This is a genomic window from Pseudomonas sp. R1-7 (genome assembly GCF_051132105.1).
Classification (GTDB): Bacteria; Pseudomonadota; Gammaproteobacteria; order Pseudomonadales; family Pseudomonadaceae; genus Aquipseudomonas.
The window spans coordinates 3,489,003-3,509,121 of the sequence record NZ_CP071661.1; the positions used below are offsets into that span (position 1 = coordinate 3,489,003).

Consider the following 20,119-nt stretch of genomic DNA (forward strand, 5'->3'; position numbering starts at 1 on the left):
TCCTCTTGTTCTTGTTTTCTTGAGACGTGAGATCAGCGATCAAGCTCTGCGGCTGCCGCAGCGGGAAAAGCCGACCCGTTGCCGCGCAACCGCATACAGGCCACGGCCACCACAAACTGAACACCCGCAACGATTCCCAACGCGGCGGGCAAGGCGCTGCTCAACCCACCGGTGATCGCCAGCACCACCAGCGGGCTGGCGAACTCACCGGCGAAGAACATCGCCGTGAAGCCGCCGGCGGCGCGGCCGCGCTGCTGGAAATCGACTTGGGCCATGATCCAGGTGAGCAGGGTCGGCATCATCAGGCCAATACCCAGGCCGTTGATCAGTACGGCGACCACCACCCAGCCATGGCTGTCGGCCACCGCCAACAACCCGCCGCCCATGCCTGCGGCGACGAAAGCCAGGAGCATCTGCCGGTGTGCCGGCACGCCACTGAACAGACGGAAACTCAACGCGCCAATCAATACACCGAGCTGATTGGCGCCCATGGTCAAGCCGATCTGCTGCGACCCTTCGACATGCAGCAGGTTGAGCAGATAACCGACTTGTACCGGCACGATGAACAGGCTCAAGCCCGCCAGGAATGCCAGGACATACAACGGCGCCAAGGTGCGCCAGGGAAATGCCCTGCTTATCGCCTTCTTCTCGATGACCGCATGCCCACGCGGCTCCCACAGCAACCAAGCCATCAGCGGCAGCAACACCAGCCCCAACCCATACAAAGCAAACGGTGTACGCCAGCCGTGTTCGCCGAGCACGCCCCCGACGGCAATGAAAATCGCCGCCGACAAGGAGGTCGCCACCATTTGCAGGGCGAACATGCGTTCGCGCCGCGCGCCGCTGTAGTAGTCGCCCATCATCGTGGTGCAGCAGGTCATGATCGCTGCCTCGGCCAGGCCGATGCCGGCGCGGCTGACTACGATCGCCTGCAACGAATCCAGCCAGAGCGGCAGCACGCCACAGATGGTGTAGAGGCACATCGCACCGATCAGCAACGGCTTGCGCCCGAGTCGGTCGGCGATGATTCCGGCGAAGGGTGCGAACAGGGCAATCATTAGCGCCGGTAGCGTCAGGGCGATGGGAACCAGCACCGCGACGCCCGGGGTGTCGGCGAAGTGTTGCTGCATGCGTGGCAGGACGGGGGCCAGCAGCACGGCCCCCAGGACCGGCAAGCAACTGCCGAGCAACAGCAACAAGGACTGCGGCAACCTCGCCTGGCGTTCAACGTTCATCACGCACCTCCGCAGGTTGCGCCGCGCAAAATGCCATACCGAAGGCGCTCAGGCCGGCGATGAGATCAAGCCATAGAGACTGCTGGAACAGATGCACACGAGACATGGGAAAGTCCTTTCTTGTTGTTATGACGCGACGGGATGAGCGGCCACCGTTGCCGTCTGATCGTGCCCCGGAGCCAGGCGCAGCGAATGTTTCACGCAGGCCCCCTCTTCGATTAAGGCAGGCGTCAGCGCCAAGCTGGTCGGATGGCTGGGTTCGGCCTCGGCCGGTCCCGCGCTTACACGCTTGCTCGGCAACAGGAAGTGCGCCAGGGCCGGTAACAAAACCAGCGCGCCGACCATATTCCAGACGAACATGAACGCCAGCAGCACGCCCATGTCGGCCTGGAACTTGATCGGCGAAAACATCCAGGTGGCCACGCCGATCGCCAGGGTCACACCGGTCAGCATCACCACCTTGCCGGTGGACAGCAGCGCTCGGTAATACGACTCCGACAGGCTGGTGCCCTGACGCATATGGCCGAGCAGGATGCTCATCACGTACAGCGCATAGTCGACGCCGATGCCCACGCCGAGGGCGATCACCGGCAGGGTCGCGACCTTGACGCCGATATTCAGCCAGACCATCAGCGCTTCACAGAGGATCGAGGTGAGCATCAGCGGAATCACCGCGCACACCGTGGCGCGCCAGGAGCGGAAGGTGATCAGGCAGAGCAGGATCACCGCACCGTAGACCCAGAACAGCATTTCCCGATTGGCCTGCTTGACTACGATATTGGTTGCGGCCTCGATCCCGGCATTACCGGCAGCCAGGAGGAATTGGACGTCGTCGGTATTGTTCGCGGCGGCAAATTGTTCGACGTGATCCACCAGGCCGCTGAGGGTTTGCGCCTTGTGGTCGGAAAGGTAGGCGTACAGGGTCAGCAGGCTGCAGTCTTCGTTGTACAACCCACGCGGCGCGCCGGCGGTGACCATGTTGAGCATCGCCTGGTTGTTCTGCAGCTCGTACCACTTCGGGCTGCCTTCGCTGAGGCCCACCAGCATCCGACGGTTGAGCAGCGCCAGGGAATTGGTCGAGTCGACACCCGGCAAGGTGCGCAATTGCCAGTCGAGGGCATCGACCTTGTTCAGGATGTCATAGCGCGAACAGGCGCTGGCGGGGGTCTTGATCATGACCGCGAACAGATCGCTGCTGGCGCCGTAATGCCGGGTCAGAAATGCATCATCCTGGTTGTAGCGCGAGTCGGCCCGCAGCTCAGGCGCGCCCGCATCCAAGTCACCGACTTTCAATTGCAGGCTGACCACGAAGCCGAGCATCGCCAACGCCACGCTCAGGGCGATGCACAACGCTGCCCAGCGGCGCTGGGTGAACAGGTCGAGGAAACGCCAAAACCCGTGGCGATGCTGACCCGCTTGTTCAGCGTGCTCGCTTTTCAGGCTCAGTTGCGCCGCGCGGCCGCTGACCCCGACATAGGAAAGCAATATAGGTAGCAGGATCAGATTGGTGAAGATCAGCACGGCTACGCCGATACTGGCGATCATCGCCAGGTCCTGGATCACCTGGATCTTGATGATCATCAGCACCGCGAAACCCACCGCATCACACAGCAGCGCGGTAAGACCGGCAAGGAACAGACGGCGGAAGGTAAAGCGCGCGGCGACGACCCGGTGCATGCCGCGCCCGATATCCTGCATGATGCCGTTCATCTTCTGTGCGCCATGGCTCATGCCAATGGCAAACACCAGGAACGGCACCAGCACTGAGTAGGGATCCAGTTGATAATCCAGTAGCGGCAGCAAACCGAGCTGCCAGACCACCGCCACCAACGAGCAGAACACCACCAGCAAGGTGCTGCGAATGCAGCGGGTGTACCAATAAAGCACCACCGTGGTGATCAGGATCGCCACGGCGAAGAAGATCAGGATCTGCCGCAGGCCGGCGATGAGGTCGCCGACTTTCTTGGCGAAACCGGTGATGCGGATGTCGATGCTGTCGCTCTGGTATTGGCTGCGCAACGACTCCAACTGTTGCGACAGCCGGGTGTAGTCCAATGGTTGACCATCGGGAGTCCGCTGCAGCAGCGGTACTTGGATGATGCTCGATGCCTGGTCGAACGCCACCAGTTGGCCGATTTCGTTGGAAAGCTGCACATTGCGCCGCAAGGCCGTCAGGCTGGCGGAACCACCGTCATAGTTGTCCGGGATGACCGGCCCGCCTTCCAGGCCCGCTTCGGTCACCGCGACCCAGCGTGTGGCGGGCGTCCATAACGACTTCATGTAGGCGCGATCGACACCGGGCAGCAGGTAGATCTTGTCGCTCAATGCCTGCAAGGTCTTGAGGTAGTCAGCGTCATAGATCTCGCCCCGCTTGTTGACCACGGCGATGCGCACCGCGTTACCCAGCCCGCTCAACTCCTTCTGGTGCTCAAGGTAGTTGGCGATATAGGGGTGATGGGTGGGAATCATTTTTTCGAAACTGGCATTGAGCTCGACACGGCTGGACTGCCAACCCAGCACCAGCGTGGTCGCAAGGCACAGCAGCAACACCCACAGACGATGGTTGAACAATGCTCGTTCGAGCACCGAGCCGGAACGCGGATCAAAGTCATCGAGCGCATTCGTTGGGGACTGGAAAAACTTACCAGGGGACGTCATAACCTCACTCCGAAGCGGCAGTGGCTGGCTGCGCGAGACGCTGCAGCCCGGTGAAACCGGCAACGATCAGGCTGCCATCGGCGGCCTCGATCACACTTGAAACAGGCTTGCCCAAGGGTTTGCCCAGTGGCAGCAGCGCTGCTCCGGTCTGCTCGCTGTTGCGAAACAGCATGCCGCCCTGGTTGACCAGCAGCAGTTGGCCGTCGGCCAGGCGGATGGAATCGTTGAAGGAGATGGGTACGGGAACTGACAGGCGCTGGAAACTTGCACCAGCGTCCTGGGAGATAAAGGCATTGCCCTTCAGGCCGGCGACCACCAGCGCGCCGTCGGCACGACTCTGCAGCGTGAAGAAACTGCCTTCGTAAGGGCTGTCCAACTGGCTGAACGACATCGCGTCGTCGTCCGAGCGCGCCAGGTAGCCCTGCTCACCCGCCAGGAACCAACGCGGTCCCTGAACACTGATGGCGTACAAGTGCAAGCCGCTCGGGTTGGCGATGCTCCCCATCAATGACTGCCAGGTCGCACCGCCATCGGTGGTCTGCAGCGCCAAGCCGTAGGCCCCAACAATCACCCCACGATGCGCATCGATGAACTGGAGCGCCAGGAACGGTTTGTCCGCCCCATCGGCAACAAGACGCTCGGCATTTTGTACCCGTACCAGGGCGTCGTCCGGGTTGGCTGCCGTGGCCTGCTCAGCCTTGGCGGCATCCAGTTCGAGCCGTGCCACGCGCACGCCGTCGAGCTGCAGCGTCCAGTGCTCGCCGCCATCACGCGTCGTCAGCACCACGCCTGTGTGGCCGACCGCCCAGCCCTGTCGCGCATCGACAAATTGCACCGCCGTCAGGCTCACCGACACTGGCACCGAAGCCTGGCGCCAGCTTTGCCCGTTGTCGTCGGAGAGTAGCACCAGGCCGCGCTCGCCCACCGCAACGAGACGTGTACCTGCACGCGCCAGGCCGATCAAAACGCCGTTCTGCGCAGCCGGTACCTGCATGGCAGGGGTATTCAGCGGCACGTCCACGACAGCCGTGCCGGCCAGGCACTCACTCGTGGCGAAGGGCAAATTCAGGGCCAGGAGCAACGCGCTCGCCTGACTGATTCTGTTCATAACCTACCTCGGACAAACACTCGTATCCCAAGGGCAGCCCGACAGGCCTGCCCTTCACTCTCGGCTCAGGTCTAACGCACGCCGCGCCCAGCCATTGCCGCCGGCGAGAACTCCGAGGCCTTGTAGCGATCAACCGCGCGATACTGGTCCGGCAACCCCGCATAGAGATTCTGGATAAACCACGCACCGGAGGTCAGGTCGTAGAAACCGGAGGACAGTTGCACCAGGCCTGGCAGGTCGGGCAGCACGGAAGGCAGCGACCAGAGGGTCTTGGCCAGTTGACCGCTGGCGTCCCAGCGATCGGCGAGCAGGGCTTGCCAAGTGTCCTCGTCGAGGTAGTAGCGGCCCTTGGGCAACTGATGGCGCTTGCCGGCGGCCACCGTCGACTCGACCACCCAGACGCGGTGCAACTCCCAGCGCACGTAATCGGGGTTCAGATGGTGCTTGCCCAACAGGTCCTGCGGCTGGGCAGCGTTCTGCACCTTGTTGGTGTTGTAGGGGACATAGATCTCCTGCTTGCCAACCAGCTTCCAGTCGAAGCGGTCCGTGCGCCCGCCCCACACGCTCAGCTCATCGAAGGACATGACCCCGGCGGTGGAAGGCGTCGGCGTATCACAGCAAGCGTTGGGCAGCGTGCGCACCCGGCGCTGGCCGCTCAGGTAGACATGAGCCTGGGATTTGTCGCCGTTGATGTTTTCACGCCCAAGGATCTGCTCGCCGGCACGAATCGCCGGGCCAAGATTGACGAAGTGCACCAGCCAGTAGTCGCCCGAGTAATTTTCAGGGCCGCCCTCCTGGAAGTAGTAGGGCATTTCCTGGGTCAACAGGCCGTCGCTGGTCATCACCTGGTTGCCGTCGGCAGTCATCAGATAGTGGCGGAAATGCCCCGCCACCGAGGTGCCGCGCCAGTTCAGCAAATGGTTCCAGATCGCTTCGGTGCCGTTCTGTGGAATCGGAAACGGGATCCCGCCGTAGGCACCGTCGGGGATCAGGCCGGCGCTGCTGTCGACCAGTTTGGCGCGGGTCGCATTCTTGAACGTGTTGTCATAGACCCACTGCGGCGCGGCCGCCGTGCGCCGGGTCGGATAGACGTCGATGCGATAGGTGTCCGGGAAACGCTTGAACAGTTCCTTGGTGCCGTCGCTGAGCTTGTCGGCGTACTTGGCCAGGTTCTGGGCAGTGATGCTGTACAAGGGTTTGTCAGCGGCAAACGGATCGCCACGTTTGCCGCCCGGAACATAAGCCGGATCGACCTTGGTGTAGCCGCCATCCCAGGCCGGGATGCTGCCATCGGCATTGCCGGCTTTCTCGGCACCGAAGGGCGTCAGGGTCTTGCCCAGCTGGGCCGCTTGTTCGGCGCTGGCGGCCAGGACCATCGGCGCGGCGGCGGCCAGCAAAGTTAAGCACAAGGCCTTTAGAGTGAACTGAATGGTCATGCGCAAATCCTCTTAGAACGTGGTCTTGACGGAGAAAGCCAGGTAGTCCCGGTCCTTCAACGACTGCTTGTAATTGAATTGGTTGGCGGCGTTGAGGCTGGTGTCCTCGGGACCGTAAAAATGGGTGTAGGTCAGCCCCACGGTCACTTGGTCCAGATAGGTGGCGGATACGCCGATGTTCATGTCCCCTCCTCTATCGGGGCCGAACCCGCTGATCACCGCCGACTTGCCCATGGGGAAATAGCTGATGCCCACCGGCACACTGATATCCACGCCAGGGAAGAACTGGCGATAGGTGGGCGTGTACACCAACTTCAAGCCCAAGCCGTCATCGGTGGCGTTAGGGTCCAGGGCAGCGCGGTTCTTGGTCACGGCCAGCAAGCGGTTCCAGGCAATCTCCCCGACCAGGCTGGCTTCATTGGCGACAAAGGAAGGGCCCAGCGATGCCAGGACGTTGAGGTTGACGTGGGCCGTACGGCCGACGGCGTACAGGGCGTCATCGTTGTTGTCCGCGTCGACGCCCGGCAGGACGGTCTGGGCGTTGGACACTAACGGCATGTTCCAGCGCATCGACGCCTCGCCGGCAAAGCTGTACTCGTCTACGGAGGTGGCGAAACTGGCGCCCAGGACACGGATATCTTCCGGGTAGACCCAGGAATATTCGCCGACTTGCCCGGTACTGAAATTCGGCCCGGTGGCATTCGGTTTCAAATACAGCGTTGGGGTTTTCTCGTGGTACTGCAGCGCATACAGGCCGTAATCCGTCGTCCCGGTGTTGTACTTGAGTTGCAGGCCGCCCTGGCCGGAACTCCTGGCTTTCTTGTCCTTGCCATGGAAAAACGCCGCCGGGCTATTGGCATTCCCGCCCAGGAAATCCGGGAATGGCCCGCCGGTGATCAGCCTTTCATTGCCGTCGCCGATGGTATCGCTGGTGGAGAAGTAGCTGCCGGCGCCAGGCAAGCGTGTCTCTTCCCACTCCAACTGGTAGAAAGCGCCCAATGACAGGTCATCGGTCAGTTGGTAGGCGGTCGAGAGTTGATTGACCGGCCGGGTGATTTCCTTGAATTGGGTGTTGGGTACCGATTGCGCCTTGACCACGTCCACTGGCGCCATGGCACCGGCAATGCCGTTGCCGCCAAAGAACAGGCTCTCACCCCAGATCAGACCATGACGCCCCGCGCGAACTGATAAGGCACGGTCGGCCAGCTCACCATTCCAGTAGACGAAGGCGTCCAGCAGTTCACCGTCACCCCCGTGCAGTTGACGGGTATCGCTGGTGAACTCGTCGAAGCCCACCGAACGCTGGTTGGCACTGGCCGCGTCGTTATTGTCGTTGCGGTCCTGGTAGACGGTGTCGTACCAAGCGGCACCGCTCACACGGGCACCGAAGTTGTGAAAGCCGATGTCCAGTTCGGAAAGAATATCCAGGCGATTGGAGATCAACCCCTTCCCGAAGTTGTGATCACCGTCGTTCTGGTTCAACGCCGTTTGCCCTTCGCTGAGCTTGCTGCTGGGCTCCTTCAGGCGCCAGGCCGCGCTGTACTTCAGCGTGTTGTCCCAGCGCAAGCTGAGATCGGGATTGCCGGTGTCGATCTGAAACGCCTGGGCTGCCGAAGCGCCAAGCCCCAGGCTGGCCGCAAGGGTCAGGGTGAAGGGGACGCGCCGCGACGCAGCGAACTTGCGAGTAGCCATCGAAGTAACCCTCTTTATTGTTGTTGTATGTCAGCTCTTCTGGTGAAACCGCGCCCGCAGTCCAACCGGGCCAAGCCTGCACAGGCATGAAACATCCATGGGAAGCGAATTTGGTTTTGTCGGCGTCTCAGATAGGCTCTGCCGTGAGCTCAAGCATCCGCCTGACCAGGCCGATCCGGTCGAAGCTGCTGTCGTGGGCCATTTCCTTGTCACCGGCCAGCACCGAGCTTTCGCTGATGAATTTGCAGCGTTCATAACGGCGCGCCATAAAGCGTTCGAGCTGCTGTTCGACGCTGCCGCCGCCGGCCAACTCCTCGCCAAGCACGACGGCATCTTCGATGGCCATGCCGGCGCCCTGGCCCAAGTGCGGCGTCGTGGCGTGCACTGCATCGCCAATCAGCACGACACGGCCGCGGTACCAGGGTTCGCTGACGAACACCACCTCCAGCGGCTTGTAGACCACCCGTTCGCTGTCAGTAATTTGCTCGCGCAGCTCGCCGATCAGCCCTGTGAAACCACTCAGGCGCTGGCGCATCTGGGCCGCCAGCGTGGCAGGCTCTAGCCTTGGATTGGCGGGCTCGTGGGAGGTCATGAACAGGTACATCTGATCCTGCCCCAGCGGCACCAGTCCGGCATTGCCGGCGGGCCCCTGGAAGGTAGCCAGATGATCGATCCCGGCGGCGCGTGGAAAGGTATAGCGCCACACCGCTTGGCCGGTGAAGCGCGGCAGGTACTGCTCGCGGAATAGCAAGCCGCGCAAGTGGGAGTACAGGCCATCGGCGCCCACGACTAGATCGAAATGGCCGCGACTGCCATCGGTGAACAGCACCTCAACGCCCTCGCCCATCTGCTCCAGCGTTTCGACGCTCAGGCCCAGACGAATCGAGGCCCCTAGGGCAATAGTGGTTTCGCTGAGAACTTGATGCAGGGCCAGGCGCGAGATGCCAACATTGGCTGGGTAGTCGCGGCCGGCCAGGCGCTGACCAGGGATCCGCGCCAGCTGTTCACCGGCGGTGGTATTGATGGTCACATCCTCGAACGCGTAGGCAGCATCCAGGTAGCCATCCAACACACCCAACTTGGCCATCTCACGGACGACGTTACTCTGCTGGATGATGCCAACACCGTAGACGGTCCACTGCGTCTTGAGCTCGACAAGATCGACGACAATGCCTCTGCGACGCAAAGCGATTGCGGCACACAGGCCACCGATACCACCACCGACGATAAGCACCTTTTTCACTGCGTTCATGCTCGTCTCACTCTTATTCTTGTTATTCACGCAAGCGTTCTGCCGGAGCGATCCCAGGCTTCAGAACCCGCTGTGTTTGCACGCATTCGGTACCGCTTTGTGCCCCACTTTCTCGGCAAAGCAGGCGTTTGACTAATCGCATGTAGGGATACGATGTATCAGCTACCGCGATACCTTAATTAAGGTCCACACACCTCCAACTGACCCGCTTCGAGCACCAGCCAATCGGCTTCTGCATGCCATCGCAGCGCACTCAGGCTTTCCCCCAGGCACGGGCCGTACACGCACAGCCCCGTGTCAGGAAGGAACCGCGCACCATGCGCATAACAGACAATCTGGCGGCCATCGACGCTGAGAAAACGGTCCTTGCGATACTCCAGGCGCACCGACAAGTGTGGGCAACTGTTGCGATAGACGCGCACCTCTGCGTCATGGCGCAGGGCAAACACGCTGTCCTTGCCCGTACCCAGAGGATCGAACCCGCGGGCCTGCCCTTCGACCAATTCATCCAGTCGACAGAGAACAATTGCGTCGTGGCTCATGGACGAAATCCGCATTCAGGCCTGCTTGGGCGGCGGGCCGCTCGGAAACCATTTTTCCCGGGAGGTGAACAGGAACAACTGCGAGTTGTCCGCCGACAACGGCGCTTGGCGCGCTTGCCAGGCGTCATCGTGCTTATCCATGTCGGCGTCGTATTCAATGTGGCAACCCAACGGGCTGTTGAAGTACCAGAACCAGTTGGAGCCGAAGAGGTGACGGCCCGGCCCCCAGAAGCTGGTCCAGCCTTGCTCTTCGAAGCGACGACCGGCCAGCAGTACTTCCGTGCCGCTGCCCATGTGAAAGGTGAAGTGCTCGCAGCCCTTCATGTGCGGCGGCGTCTGGATCATGAACAGGCAATGATGGTCATCGGAACCGGCCGGTCGCATGAACGGGCCCGCACCGACAAAGGTGTCAGTGGTCACGAAGCCCAGGCGCTTGTAGAAAACTTCGGCCTTGGCTGCATCCGGCACGAAATACACTACGTGGGACAGGGTCCGCGGCAAGGCCTGCATGTCGGGATTGATGCCAGGTTGGTTGACCGGGCGTTGAGGCGCATGGCCCGGCGCATTGGTCAGATCGGCTGGTGCGCTGTACGCACGCCGCACACTGATCTGGAAACCAATGGCAAAGCCCATATCGTCCACGCTGTGCACGGAGCCATCGGCACCGCGGGTCACCGGGCGGTCGCGCCCCAGTTCATCGGCGATGGCCTCAAGATCAGCCATGCTTGCCACGCCATAGACGGTTTCACGAATCGAGGGCGCAGGCCCGATGGCCGCGGGCAGACTGGCATCGTCTGCCCGACGGATAATTACGGCGGTGCCGTCGAGGGCTTCAAAACGACCGCCCTCGCTGTCGACATCGACAGGCAGCAGGCCGTAGTCACGCAGGCAATGAGTACAGGCTTGAATGTCGTCGACACCGAAAATAAGGGCGTCAAGGCCAATGATGTTCATTGAGTTACCACTCCATTGTAATTATTCAGCGCAGGCCAGCACCCCGCTTACGGGAGCAGTGCCAGGCGGTACGCTGCCGAGGCGGGTCTTGGAGTCGATAAAGCGTCACGGCCAACCGACTGCGAGTTGATAGTGAAGGGGTAAAAACTCACTGACTAATCGCTTGTCAGGATGCGACCTATCGGCAAACGCGATACTTGGCTGCAAAGCGCAAATGGCTGGGAAATCGAACACGAACCGCTCGATTCGCCCATTTATGGCACTTGACGCCGCGATAGGAAGGTCGGAAGGTATTTACAAAATAAATAAAAAAATCGAGACCGCCATGCGTTTTAACCACTTGGATCTCAACCTCCTGGTGGCGCTGGATGTATTGCTGGAAGAGCAGAACATCACCCGCGCCGCCGAACGCCTGCACATGACACAATCCGCCACCAGTGGCGTACTGGGCAGGCTGCGCCTCTACTTCGAAGATGAGCTGCTGGCGCAGGTCGGACGCAAGATGCAGCCCACGCCTTATGCCCGCGAACTGGCGGCGCCAGTGCGCCAGGTGCTGCTGACGATCCAGTCCTCGATCACCGCCAAACCGGTGTTCGACCCCGCCACCAGCAAGCGTCATTTTCGCCTGATCACCTCGGACTATCTGATCAGCGTCCTGTTTGCCCGGGTGATCCAGAAAATCTCCCTGGAAGCCCCGCACATCACCTTCGAACTGCTCGGCCCCGGCGACACGTCCACCGAAATGCTGATGCGCGGTGAGGCCGACATGATGATCGTGCCTGAGCACTATCTGATCGAAGGCCACCCCTCGCAGCTACTGTTTGAAGAAGAGCACGTTTGCGTCGTGTGGGACGGCAACACTTTGGTAGGCGACAGCATCAGCCTCGATCAGTACATCGAGATGGGCCATGTCTCGGTGATTTTTGGCCGCAACCGGCAACTGAGCGTCGAAGAATGGTTGATGAGCCAGTATGGTTTCACCCGCCGCATGGAAGTGGTGACCCATGATTTCAATACTCTGCCGCAGCTGATCGTCGGCACCCAACGCGTCGCCACCATGCTCCAGCGCATGGCCAGGCTCTACGCCAACTACCTGCCGCTGCGCATCGTACAACCACCGGTGAAAATCCCGGTGATGCGTGAGTTCATGCTCTGGCATCGGACCATGGAGGGGGATCCGATGCACCGTTGGCTGCGGGCGAAAATCAGCCAGATCATCAACGAACTGGAGCAGTAGTTACTGCGCTAGCCAAAGGCGAGTCAGGTTCGAAAGTGCCCGACGGCCGCTTTGAGCTCGCCGCCAACCCGTTGCAAGTCGGCCGTCGAGCCTTGCAGTTGCAGGCTTTCCCTGGCACTGCCCTCGGCCACTTCGCGCACCCGCGCCATGCTCTGGCTAACTTGCTCGGCCACCACGCTCTGCTGTTCGGCGGCCGCGGCGATCTGTTGGTTCATCTGCTCGATGCTGGACACCGCTCGGGTGATCCGCGCCAGCGCCTGGGAGGCTTGCGCCGCAAGCACCACCGTTTCATCGCTCAGCACATGGCTGCCTAGCAAACGCTCGGCGGCGTGTTGGGCTACAGCGCTCAGACGAACGATCAACCCTTCGATTTCCGTGGTTGATCGCTGGGTACGCCGTGCCAGGCCACGCACCTCATCGGCGACCACGGCGAAGCCACGTCCCTGCTCGCCCGCCCGCGCGGCCTCGATGGCGGCATTGAGCGCCAGCAGGTTGGTCTGCTCCGCCACCGCTTTGATCACATCGAGCACACCTCCAATCGCCGCGCTCTCCACCAATAGCGACCGCATGGCTTCAGCGCAACCGCCCATTTCCACAGCCAAATGGTCAATCTTGTCACTCGCCTGACGCACCAACTCATCGCCCTCACGCGCCTGTTGGTCGGCATGCGCCACCGCTTCGCTGGCTTGACCCGCGTTGCGCGCGACTTCCTGCGCTGTGGCGGCCATCTGTTGCATGGCGGTGGCGGCCAGCTCGGTTTCCTGGCGTTGGTGTTCGACACCACGGCTGTTACTCAGGGTCACTTCGGCCAGGCTTCCGGCCATGCCGTTGAGCGAGCCGACACCGCGGTCGATGCGTCCGACCAAACCGCGCAGGCTGCCCAGCATGTTGCCCACGGTGCCCAACAGTTGACCCAACTCATCACGACGACCACTGCCTGCCGGCGGATCACTCAGGTCCCCCGCCGCCACGCGCTGGACCAACTGCACAGCCTGGCGCAACGGCTGCACAATCAAGTGACGGATCAGCAGACTGGCGCCAATTCCCAAGGCGAGCGCCAGAACGGTGATCAAACCCAATTGGCGATCGGCATCGCGATTATCGTCCAGGACCGCCTGCCTTTGCTGCTCATCGGCCTGGGCCAGTAGCTGGCTGACCTGCTCGGTTTGCGCACTCATCGCCGCACTGCTTTGCGCACTTTGCTCACGGCTGTCGACGAACTCGAGGAAGGCTTTGCGGTAGTCGCCCAAGGCAGTGTTCGCCTCCTGCAGCGACGCACCTTCCTGCTCATCAAGATCGAGCGCCTGCATGGCGGCCAGCAGGTCACTCATGCTCATTTCCCAGTCGCTGCGGTAACGCTCCTCGCCATCGAGCGAGTAGTACAGCTCGCTGTCACGCAGCTTGGCGAGCTTGTCCCGCAACGCCGTCGTCTGCTCAAGCAAAACCATCTGATCGCTGCTCGGCGGCGTCCCCTGCCCTAACCGAGCATTAAGCGCATCCAGTTGGTCGAGAAACAGCAGAGTAAAACTGTCGCCAGCCGTCTGCGCCCGTGTCTGCATGCGCAGGCGCGTTTCGCGAGCCCGACGCAACGAATCGGCATAGCCGAGGAACTGCTCCAGGTAAGCGCTGACGGCTGTGCGAATCGTGGTGTGCGTTGCGCTGTTGATCGGGTGATCATCGAGTTGCTGATTCAGTTTTCCAATTGTCTCGCGGACGTGCTCCAGGCGCTGCGGGGCCAGATCCAAAGCGAACGCTTTCTCGTCGATACGCGCACGCAGGATCAGGGCCTGAACCGCTGACTCCTGACGCGACTGCTCCCCACGTTGCTGCAGCACACCCAGGGAACGAAAAGCAGTCGCCGCTACCGCCAACGTCACCAGCAGCACCAGGCCAAAGCCCAGCAATAGCTTGGCCCCCACCGACAGATTTCCGAGAACGCGATTCAATATGAGCATGTCCAGTCCCTCGCACGGACGTGGAAAAACAGCCTGCCCTTGGCGCACAGGCTGATCGCTGTGCCGGATCTGGACTCACTCATCTGCCGATACCTTATTCTTGTTGTTGTGTGTCCCCAAACGCCAACCGACGGCGCGGTTCAGCGCCAACTCTAGTGAGTCGGACCTCAACGACACCAATCACATCCTGCGTTATGAGCCATCGCAAAGCACGATGGCAGGTATCCGGAGTTGCGGCTTGAGCGGTGCGTAGCTCCCCCCTTGGACCAACGGTGCACACGGCCCTATCTCCGTTCGCAATACCTCCCATCCCGACTCGCGATTGGCCAAACAAGGGGCCTGCCCTTAGCCTGCTTCGAACCGTCAGGTCTGGCGATCCCCCGCTCCGGCCCTGGCCGCCCGCCTTTGCTTGCACAAGGACAATAACAATCATGTTTCGCTACTTCCCGACCAACTACGTGTGGAATCTTTCCGTCGACCTGGCCATTGAAATGGGCGCCCGCATCGGCGAAATCGAAGAAATGTGCGCGCCGCTGCAGGAAGCCGCCAAGCAACCGGACGCCGCCGGCAGCAAGGCGTTTCGTGAGACCTGGGCGAACATGGCCGACAAGCTGTGCGGCCTGGCTGAAGAAGACGAAGGCAAGGGGCGAATGCTGTCAGCCGGTGAAAAATACAACCGCGCCGCGACCTACTACCTGAGCTGCGAACGCCTACAGGCCCACGGTGCCCCTGGCCGCGCCGAGCTGTACCAGCGCTTTCTGCGCACGTTCCAACGCGGTATCGACCTGGCACGAGAAAACTGCGAGCGCGTGGAAATCCCTTACGAAGGCAAACATATTTCCGGTCTGTTGGTCCGTGCCGAAGGTGTCAGCGGCCCAGCGCCGATTCTGGTGCAGGTCAATGGACTCGACTCCACCAAAGAAATGAAATATCGCGTCGGCCTGCCCACCTGGCTGGCCAAACGTGGCGTGTCGTCGCTGATCATCGACCAACCCGGGACAGGCGAAGCGCTCCGGCTACATAACCTGACTGCGCGTTTTGACAGCGAACATTGGGCCAGTCGCGTGGTGGATTGGTTGGAAACCCGCGACGATGTCGACGCCAAACGCATTGGGTTGGAAGGCGTATCACTCGGAGGTTATTACTGCCCGCGCGCCGTGGCCTTCGAGCCGCGCTTCGCTTGCGGTGTCGTCTGGGGGGCCAATCATGACTGGCGCGACGTGCAGAAACGCCGCTTGGAAAAGGAAGGCAGCTTCCCGGTCCCGCATTACTGGTCGCACGTCTCGTGGGTATGGGGCGCCAAGGACACCGACGAATTCATGGCCATCGCCGAAAATGTGCATCTGGATGGCATCCTGGATCGCATCAAGGTTCCCTTCCTGGTCACCCACGGTGAAAAGGATTCGCAGATTCCGTTGAAGTGGGCACACCGCACTTACGAACAATTGGTCAACAGCCCAAAACGCGAACTGAAAGTCTTCACCGAGCGCGAGGGTGGCGTACAGCACTCGAGCTTCGATAACAGTATCAATGCCGGCCAGTACATCGCCGACTGGGTGGCTGAAGTGCTCGGTGGTCGCACTGCATGACAGGTATGAAATTCATGCTCCGGCATGCGGCCGGGGCCTGAGCGTCCGGTGCGACCGCGCGATGGGCATGAATGCGTGCCCATCGCCCCGCTGTCAAACGTGCTTCGGTGGTTGCGCCTATTCGATCGGAAGCAGCTTTTAACGAGGGTGTCGTCCGCATTGTGTACCCATGATTTTGGGTACTGCTTTAACCAACCTTTAGATTTTTGACGTTAACGAGGTGCAAGGCAGACGGAGTAAAACCGTAGACGACGAACAGCCATTCTTCGGATTCATTGAAGCTCTAGGTATGGATTTCGCCGATGAGCGTTTGCTGGAAGAGACCTCTCCGTCGTCTCCCTATGGACCGGGGGCGTTGGGATGGGAAAACGGCTCTATTGATACCTTTCTTGATGCTGCCGCAGCGTGGGCGACTGCCAGCTCACGCAGTTCCCCTGTGAGGGCCAGTAGATCAAACGTATGGCAACGCTGTGCGGCCATTTTGCTGGCTGGTAAATTTTATGAGTGAGCCCAGCCATTGCTGTTCGAAGGACTACGACCGAACAAAGGCTGCCGGTCGTGAAAATCCACTATCGACTCATACTGCTTCAAACCGCAGGTCTTGAACTGCTCGGCGGTGTTTTCACACAGGCTGGGCCCGAAGTAGCCTGTCGACATGAGTGCAGACATTTTTTAGGCACAAAAAAAGCCACTCATCTGAGTGGCTTTTTTCTGAATCTTGGAGCGGGAAACGAGACTCGCATCTGATGTCCGACCCATTGAAATCTAAGGGGTTTCCTTTCTTGCCGAAGCAGGAAAAGACTCAATTCTGGACTTGTTTTTGGGGAGTATCAAGGCCAAGAGGAGTGATGCCGGGCTGCGCCAACTCATGCGACCCATAGCCAATAGGACGGGTGCCTTGGCTCTGGACAATCATCCTGTCAAATGATCCAGAACCCATCGGCGAAATCCGGCTAGCTCGCAGGTCACGATTGCATCGTCCGCGCCGCGAATGCCATGCATATCAGCAGTTACATTTGCGCCTGATTGGCGCCCACGACGCCCCCTCACACCGAGCCTTAGTCGCTCACTTTTTCATACATTGAACGAGGATAGACGACCCTACGCATTCCTTTCGCTCCCCCGTCCCTCCCGTCCCAAGCAGGCACAACGAGGCTAGGTTGAGACAATCGTGCTGATTGCGCGCCAGCATTTCCACCGTCAGTTGATAAGCCTGGTCGGCCGCATCTTTGAGCAGTTGCCAGTCCTCCAGGCTGATAAATTGATGCAACACCAATTCATCGGCGCGCCGAATCAGCGTGTCGCGATAATTCTCGGGAAAGTCCAGGCGATACGCGTCGTCTTCGAGCAAAAGCCGCCAGGCTTTCAATTCCATCTCAAGGTCGGTTTCACTCACGGGCGGTTGTCCTTTTGGAGTTCGAACCAGCGGCCCACCCCGGGTCAACCAGGGTGGAGCCAGTTACAAGCAAGCTCAGCTCACTTGCGCAAGCAGGTCTTGCTTGATGAAGTTGCGCACCGTGGCCAGGTGCGTTTCCTCCTGTTCCAGCGCATGGCCGAAGCGCTTGGCGATCAGCGGATGACCACCCTTGTGCGCCAGCTCGATCAGCAGTTCCCAAGCCGCGTTGTCTTCCAGTTCGATGGTCAGGATCGCGCTCATCGATTGCGAGACGGTTGTGCGTGGGTCAGTCAATACTTGCAACACGCCCATGGCCTTGACGCCCGCCACGTCCGCGCAAGGCGTCATGGCCGTCGGGTCGCCGCCGAGGGTTTCGATGGCTTCGCGCACGATGTTCATGTGCTCCAGTTCCTCGGCCTGGATCTGACGCAAGGTTTCCACCAATGCTGGGTCGGCACCGGGCGCGGACGTGGCCTTGGCGACCATCGCCTCATACAGCCTCACGCCGGTGCGTTCGAAGGCCAGGCGTTCGCCGAGCTTGTCCAGCAGCACTTCCGGCGCCTTGCCGATGGTTTTGTCCAGTGCGGTCTTGACCATGCCTTTGACCGAACCCGGTGCCGGTACCGAGCCGATCAGGTCGGCCTCGCGAATAGCGCGCTCGCGCTCTGCGGTGTAGTCGCTCATGTCGCCCGGCACATCCGCCGGAAACAGGCGGGTGGCTTCCAGTTGGCGAGTAGTGTCTTCGGGAGACATCTGGGCGCCGGTACGATTCATGCCGATGATCACTTGATGTTCGCTCATTGCTGTTCTCCCACTGGGTTGAGTTCGGTGCCGGGCTTGAAGGTGTAGCCGGCGGAGACGATGTTGGCGGGCACGCCTTCGCTGTTGAGCTGGGCGCGGTAGTCGAGGGACGCATGGCCTTCGCGCTCCTTGGGCACGTAGTCTATGCCATGGGCGCGCAGGTCGACTTCCCGGGACAACGTCTCGCGGACAAAATCGCGCTGGCTCTTGAAGGCAATCATGCGTGGCAGCGGACCGGCCAGGATTTCGGCGGGATCGCGCCGTTCGTGTTTCTTGAACAACTCGCAGGCCAGGTTCAAGTGGCCCAGTTCGTAGTCGAGGAAGCGTTCCCACATCGCTTTGATGCGCGGGTTTTCTTCCTGCTCGGCGCAACTGGCGTAGGTGTAGACCTCCATCGCCTCATGCACCAGCCACTTCTCCATGAAGGATTCGCTGGGGTCCTGCAGCGAGCCGTACTGGGTGACGTGCTGTTCCTCCACCGAGGCAATCTCGGCGTACAACGCCCGTGCCACCGGGTCAGCGAACAGCGGGCCGATGTTCATGTAGTAATCGTGGGTCTGGTATTCCGCGCCGGTAATCAGCGCGGCATGGATTTTGGTGATCAGTGCGGCGCTGTCCTTCTGATAGTTGTTTCGAAGGTCATCGCCGGGGGCGCGGTGGTGCTCGCTGGTGGGCCGGCCGGGCACGATGTCGGTGTAGCCTTGCAGGATGTTATTGGCGTCCTTGCCTTCCAGGCGATCAAGCATCGCGGCGTAACGGTAGAGGTGGTCGAAATCTTCCAGCAAACCGAAGCGGTATGTCTGCGCCTGGTAAGGATCCGGCTCGTTCTGGGCCACCGCGGCGGTGACTTCGATGGCGACCTGTTCGTAGGCCACGGTAGTTTCAAGAGGCGAATGATCAGCCGACAGCAGCCAGTTTATCGCGGTCATCTGATGCTGCTCGGCACGCCTTACCTGGGCCAGGGGCAGTTGCAATTCCTTGTGGAAACGCGCGCCGAAATGCTTGAGCCGCAGCGCGTCGGATTCGACGCCGTTCATCAGGATCACCCGCACCCGCGTGAACGCATCGTCATCCAGTTTGCTGATGGGTTTGCCGGCCAGGTCACGCCAGGTGAACGTCTGCTTGTCCAGCGGCGTCCCTTTGTTATCCAGCAGGTTGTCGATTTTGGTCATGGGTCATTTCTCCTTCATCAGAAGCCTCGCGATACGCCGTCGATGCAACAGCAGCGGGGACAAAACGAACGGACCTTCGGAAATTGCGCGGCTCTCCGTGCAGACGATGAGCGGTCGCATAAGCGGATGAAACGCCGCTTGATTTTTCCGCTCATCCGATGACGATAAGGATTTTCGAACCAAGCTTTGGCGCGCCGGCTCGGAGCTACATAACACCGCTGCAACCGACCGAAGACGACTCGTTTTTTTTCGGCTTCAACGGCGGGTTGTAGTCCATATCTGCCTGGAGTTTTCGCGATGTGTGAATGTTTCGTTCAGCCTGTTTCTTCCAAAGATTCCCTGGCGTTCTTTGCCCAGCGCGAGCCCTTCAGCGCCAACTCATCAAGCTTGCCCGCCGACAGTCTTCACGCCGCGGCGGCGCCCGCGCTGCATCAGCGACAAAGCGTGATCAAGCCGAACATGCAGGTCAGCGCCATACGCAACCGTGGCGGGCGGCTGGAGTGCATCAAGGTGCGCTGGGGGTGGTCGCCCGTCTGGTCGATGGGCACGATGCCGCCGCTGACCCACCTGCCCTTGCACCTGGTGATGCGTTCCAAAGTCTTTGACCGGGTCAAGCGCGACGGCAGAGTCTTGATAGCGGTCGATGGTTGGTATGAAACGTTAGAACCTGACGTGGCTGTACCGTCCCGCCGCCTCAGCTACACGACCTCCCGCCAGTCGTCACCGATATTCCTTGCGGCCCTAGCCCAGGCCAGTGAAACGCCAAATGGTTGCGATGGCCTTGCCCTAGTGACCTACGGCGAGATCGTCAGCGAGCAGCAAAGAGTGCTGGCCTTTACCCGCGAAGATGCGTTGGTATGGCTCCAGCCCGACTTACAATGGGGGCAAGCGCAGCAGATCGCCATGCATATGGCGATTGCCGAACCGCAGCTTGAACACTTATTGACAACTGAGCGACGGGTCCTAGGAAGGCGAGGATGACCGCTATATGGTGTTGGAAACATCTCTATAAGGAAGGACTTTTATCCGAAATTGTTTACAAATTTCTGACGGTCCGCTGCATTGCGTTCGAGCCGTCGTCACATACCGCAA

The 20,119-nt window shown here is 60.6% G+C and carries 16 protein-coding genes and 1 pseudogene; 4 read left to right on the forward strand and 13 right to left on the reverse strand.

The window, feature by feature from the left end:
- Window positions 1–32: 32 nt before the first annotated feature.
- The 8 genes from J3P79_RS15490 to J3P79_RS15525 form a co-directional block, all read right to left on the reverse strand.
- The gene (locus tag J3P79_RS15490) at window positions 33–1,235 is read right to left on the reverse strand and encodes an MFS transporter (protein WP_434603889.1); all 1,203 of its coding nucleotides are present in this window, start codon (window positions 1,233–1,235) and stop codon (window positions 33–35) included.
- Between the two features lie 126 nt (window positions 1,236–1,361).
- A complete protein-coding gene (locus tag J3P79_RS15495) occupies window positions 1,362–3,893 on the reverse strand; it encodes an efflux RND transporter permease subunit (protein WP_434603891.1) in 2,532 nt (843 codons plus the stop codon).
- A 4-nt stretch (window positions 3,894–3,897) separates the two neighbouring features.
- Window positions 3,898–5,001: a WD40/YVTN/BNR-like repeat-containing protein gene (locus J3P79_RS15500; protein WP_434603893.1), complete on the reverse strand. Its 1,104-nt coding sequence runs from the start codon at window positions 4,999–5,001 to the stop codon at window positions 3,898–3,900.
- Window positions 5,002–5,072: 71 nt separating this feature from the next.
- Window positions 5,073–6,437, reverse strand: a complete 1,365-nt coding sequence (locus J3P79_RS15505) for a DUF1329 domain-containing protein (protein ID WP_434603895.1) — start codon at window positions 6,435–6,437, stop codon at window positions 5,073–5,075.
- A 12-nt stretch (window positions 6,438–6,449) separates the two neighbouring features.
- On the reverse strand, window positions 6,450–8,129 hold the full coding sequence (locus J3P79_RS15510) for a DUF1302 domain-containing protein (RefSeq protein ID WP_186641699.1): 1,680 nt from the start codon (window positions 8,127–8,129) through the stop codon (window positions 6,450–6,452).
- 127 nt (window positions 8,130–8,256) lie between these two features.
- Entirely contained in the window at window positions 8,257–9,381 is a 1,125-nt protein-coding gene (locus J3P79_RS15515) for an FAD-dependent oxidoreductase (RefSeq protein ID WP_434603898.1), read from the reverse strand.
- Between the two features lie 179 nt (window positions 9,382–9,560).
- The gene (locus tag J3P79_RS15520) at window positions 9,561–9,923 is read right to left on the reverse strand and encodes a Rieske (2Fe-2S) protein (protein WP_434603900.1); all 363 of its coding nucleotides are present in this window, start codon (window positions 9,921–9,923) and stop codon (window positions 9,561–9,563) included.
- 15 nt (window positions 9,924–9,938) lie between these two features.
- A complete protein-coding gene (locus J3P79_RS15525) occupies window positions 9,939–10,877 on the reverse strand; it encodes a VOC family protein (RefSeq protein WP_039589545.1) in 939 nt (312 codons plus the stop codon).
- Window positions 10,878–11,202: 325 nt separating this feature from the next.
- Between J3P79_RS15525 and J3P79_RS15530 the strand changes: the two genes are divergently transcribed.
- Entirely contained in the window at window positions 11,203–12,114 is a 912-nt protein-coding gene (locus tag J3P79_RS15530) for a LysR family transcriptional regulator (RefSeq protein WP_045156204.1), read from the forward strand.
- A gap of 23 nt (window positions 12,115–12,137) precedes the next feature.
- Here the strand turns inward: J3P79_RS15530 and J3P79_RS15535 are convergent, their stop codons facing one another.
- Both J3P79_RS15535 and J3P79_RS15540 read right to left on the reverse strand, forming a co-directional pair.
- Window positions 12,138–13,001, reverse strand: coding sequence for a methyl-accepting chemotaxis protein (locus J3P79_RS15535; protein WP_434611496.1), 864 nt, complete (start codon window positions 12,999–13,001; stop codon window positions 12,138–12,140).
- A 42-nt stretch (window positions 13,002–13,043) separates the two neighbouring features.
- Window positions 13,044–14,069, reverse strand: a pseudogene (locus J3P79_RS15540) (methyl-accepting chemotaxis protein); the annotation flags it as partial.
- Between the two features lie 431 nt (window positions 14,070–14,500).
- On the opposite strand from J3P79_RS15540, the gene J3P79_RS15545 reads away from it, so the two are divergent.
- Both J3P79_RS15545 and J3P79_RS15550 read left to right on the forward strand, forming a co-directional pair.
- Window positions 14,501–15,658, forward strand: coding sequence for an alpha/beta hydrolase family protein (locus J3P79_RS15545; RefSeq protein WP_434603902.1), 1,158 nt, complete (start codon window positions 14,501–14,503; stop codon window positions 15,656–15,658).
- A gap of 289 nt (window positions 15,659–15,947) precedes the next feature.
- The gene (locus J3P79_RS15550) at window positions 15,948–16,166 is read left to right on the forward strand and encodes a DUF7660 family protein (protein ID WP_434603904.1); all 219 of its coding nucleotides are present in this window, start codon (window positions 15,948–15,950) and stop codon (window positions 16,164–16,166) included.
- Window positions 16,167–16,724: 558 nt separating this feature from the next.
- On the opposite strand, the gene J3P79_RS15555 is transcribed toward J3P79_RS15550, so the two are convergent.
- The 3 genes from J3P79_RS15555 to J3P79_RS15565 all read right to left on the reverse strand — a co-directional run bounded on the left by J3P79_RS15555 (window position 16,725) and on the right by J3P79_RS15565 (window position 19,027).
- The gene (locus J3P79_RS15555; protein ID WP_434603906.1) at window positions 16,725–17,054 is read right to left on the reverse strand and encodes a hypothetical protein; all 330 of its coding nucleotides are present in this window, start codon (window positions 17,052–17,054) and stop codon (window positions 16,725–16,727) included.
- A 75-nt stretch (window positions 17,055–17,129) separates the two neighbouring features.
- Window positions 17,130–17,855 carry a ferritin-like domain-containing protein gene (locus J3P79_RS15560; RefSeq protein WP_434603908.1) on the reverse strand — a complete coding sequence of 242 codons (726 nt, stop codon included), beginning with the start codon at window positions 17,853–17,855 and terminating at the stop codon, window positions 17,130–17,132.
- The gene (locus J3P79_RS15565; protein ID WP_434603910.1) at window positions 17,852–19,027 is read right to left on the reverse strand and encodes a hypothetical protein; all 1,176 of its coding nucleotides are present in this window, start codon (window positions 19,025–19,027) and stop codon (window positions 17,852–17,854) included. The genes J3P79_RS15560 and J3P79_RS15565 overlap by 4 nt, the downstream gene beginning before the upstream one ends.
- Window positions 19,028–19,324: 297 nt before the next feature.
- On the opposite strand from J3P79_RS15565, the gene J3P79_RS15570 reads away from it, so the two are divergent.
- Window positions 19,325–20,008 (forward strand): SOS response-associated peptidase family protein, encoded by a 684-nt coding sequence (locus tag J3P79_RS15570; protein WP_434603912.1) that lies wholly within the window; start codon window positions 19,325–19,327, stop codon window positions 20,006–20,008.
- Window positions 20,009–20,119 lie beyond the last annotated feature (111 nt).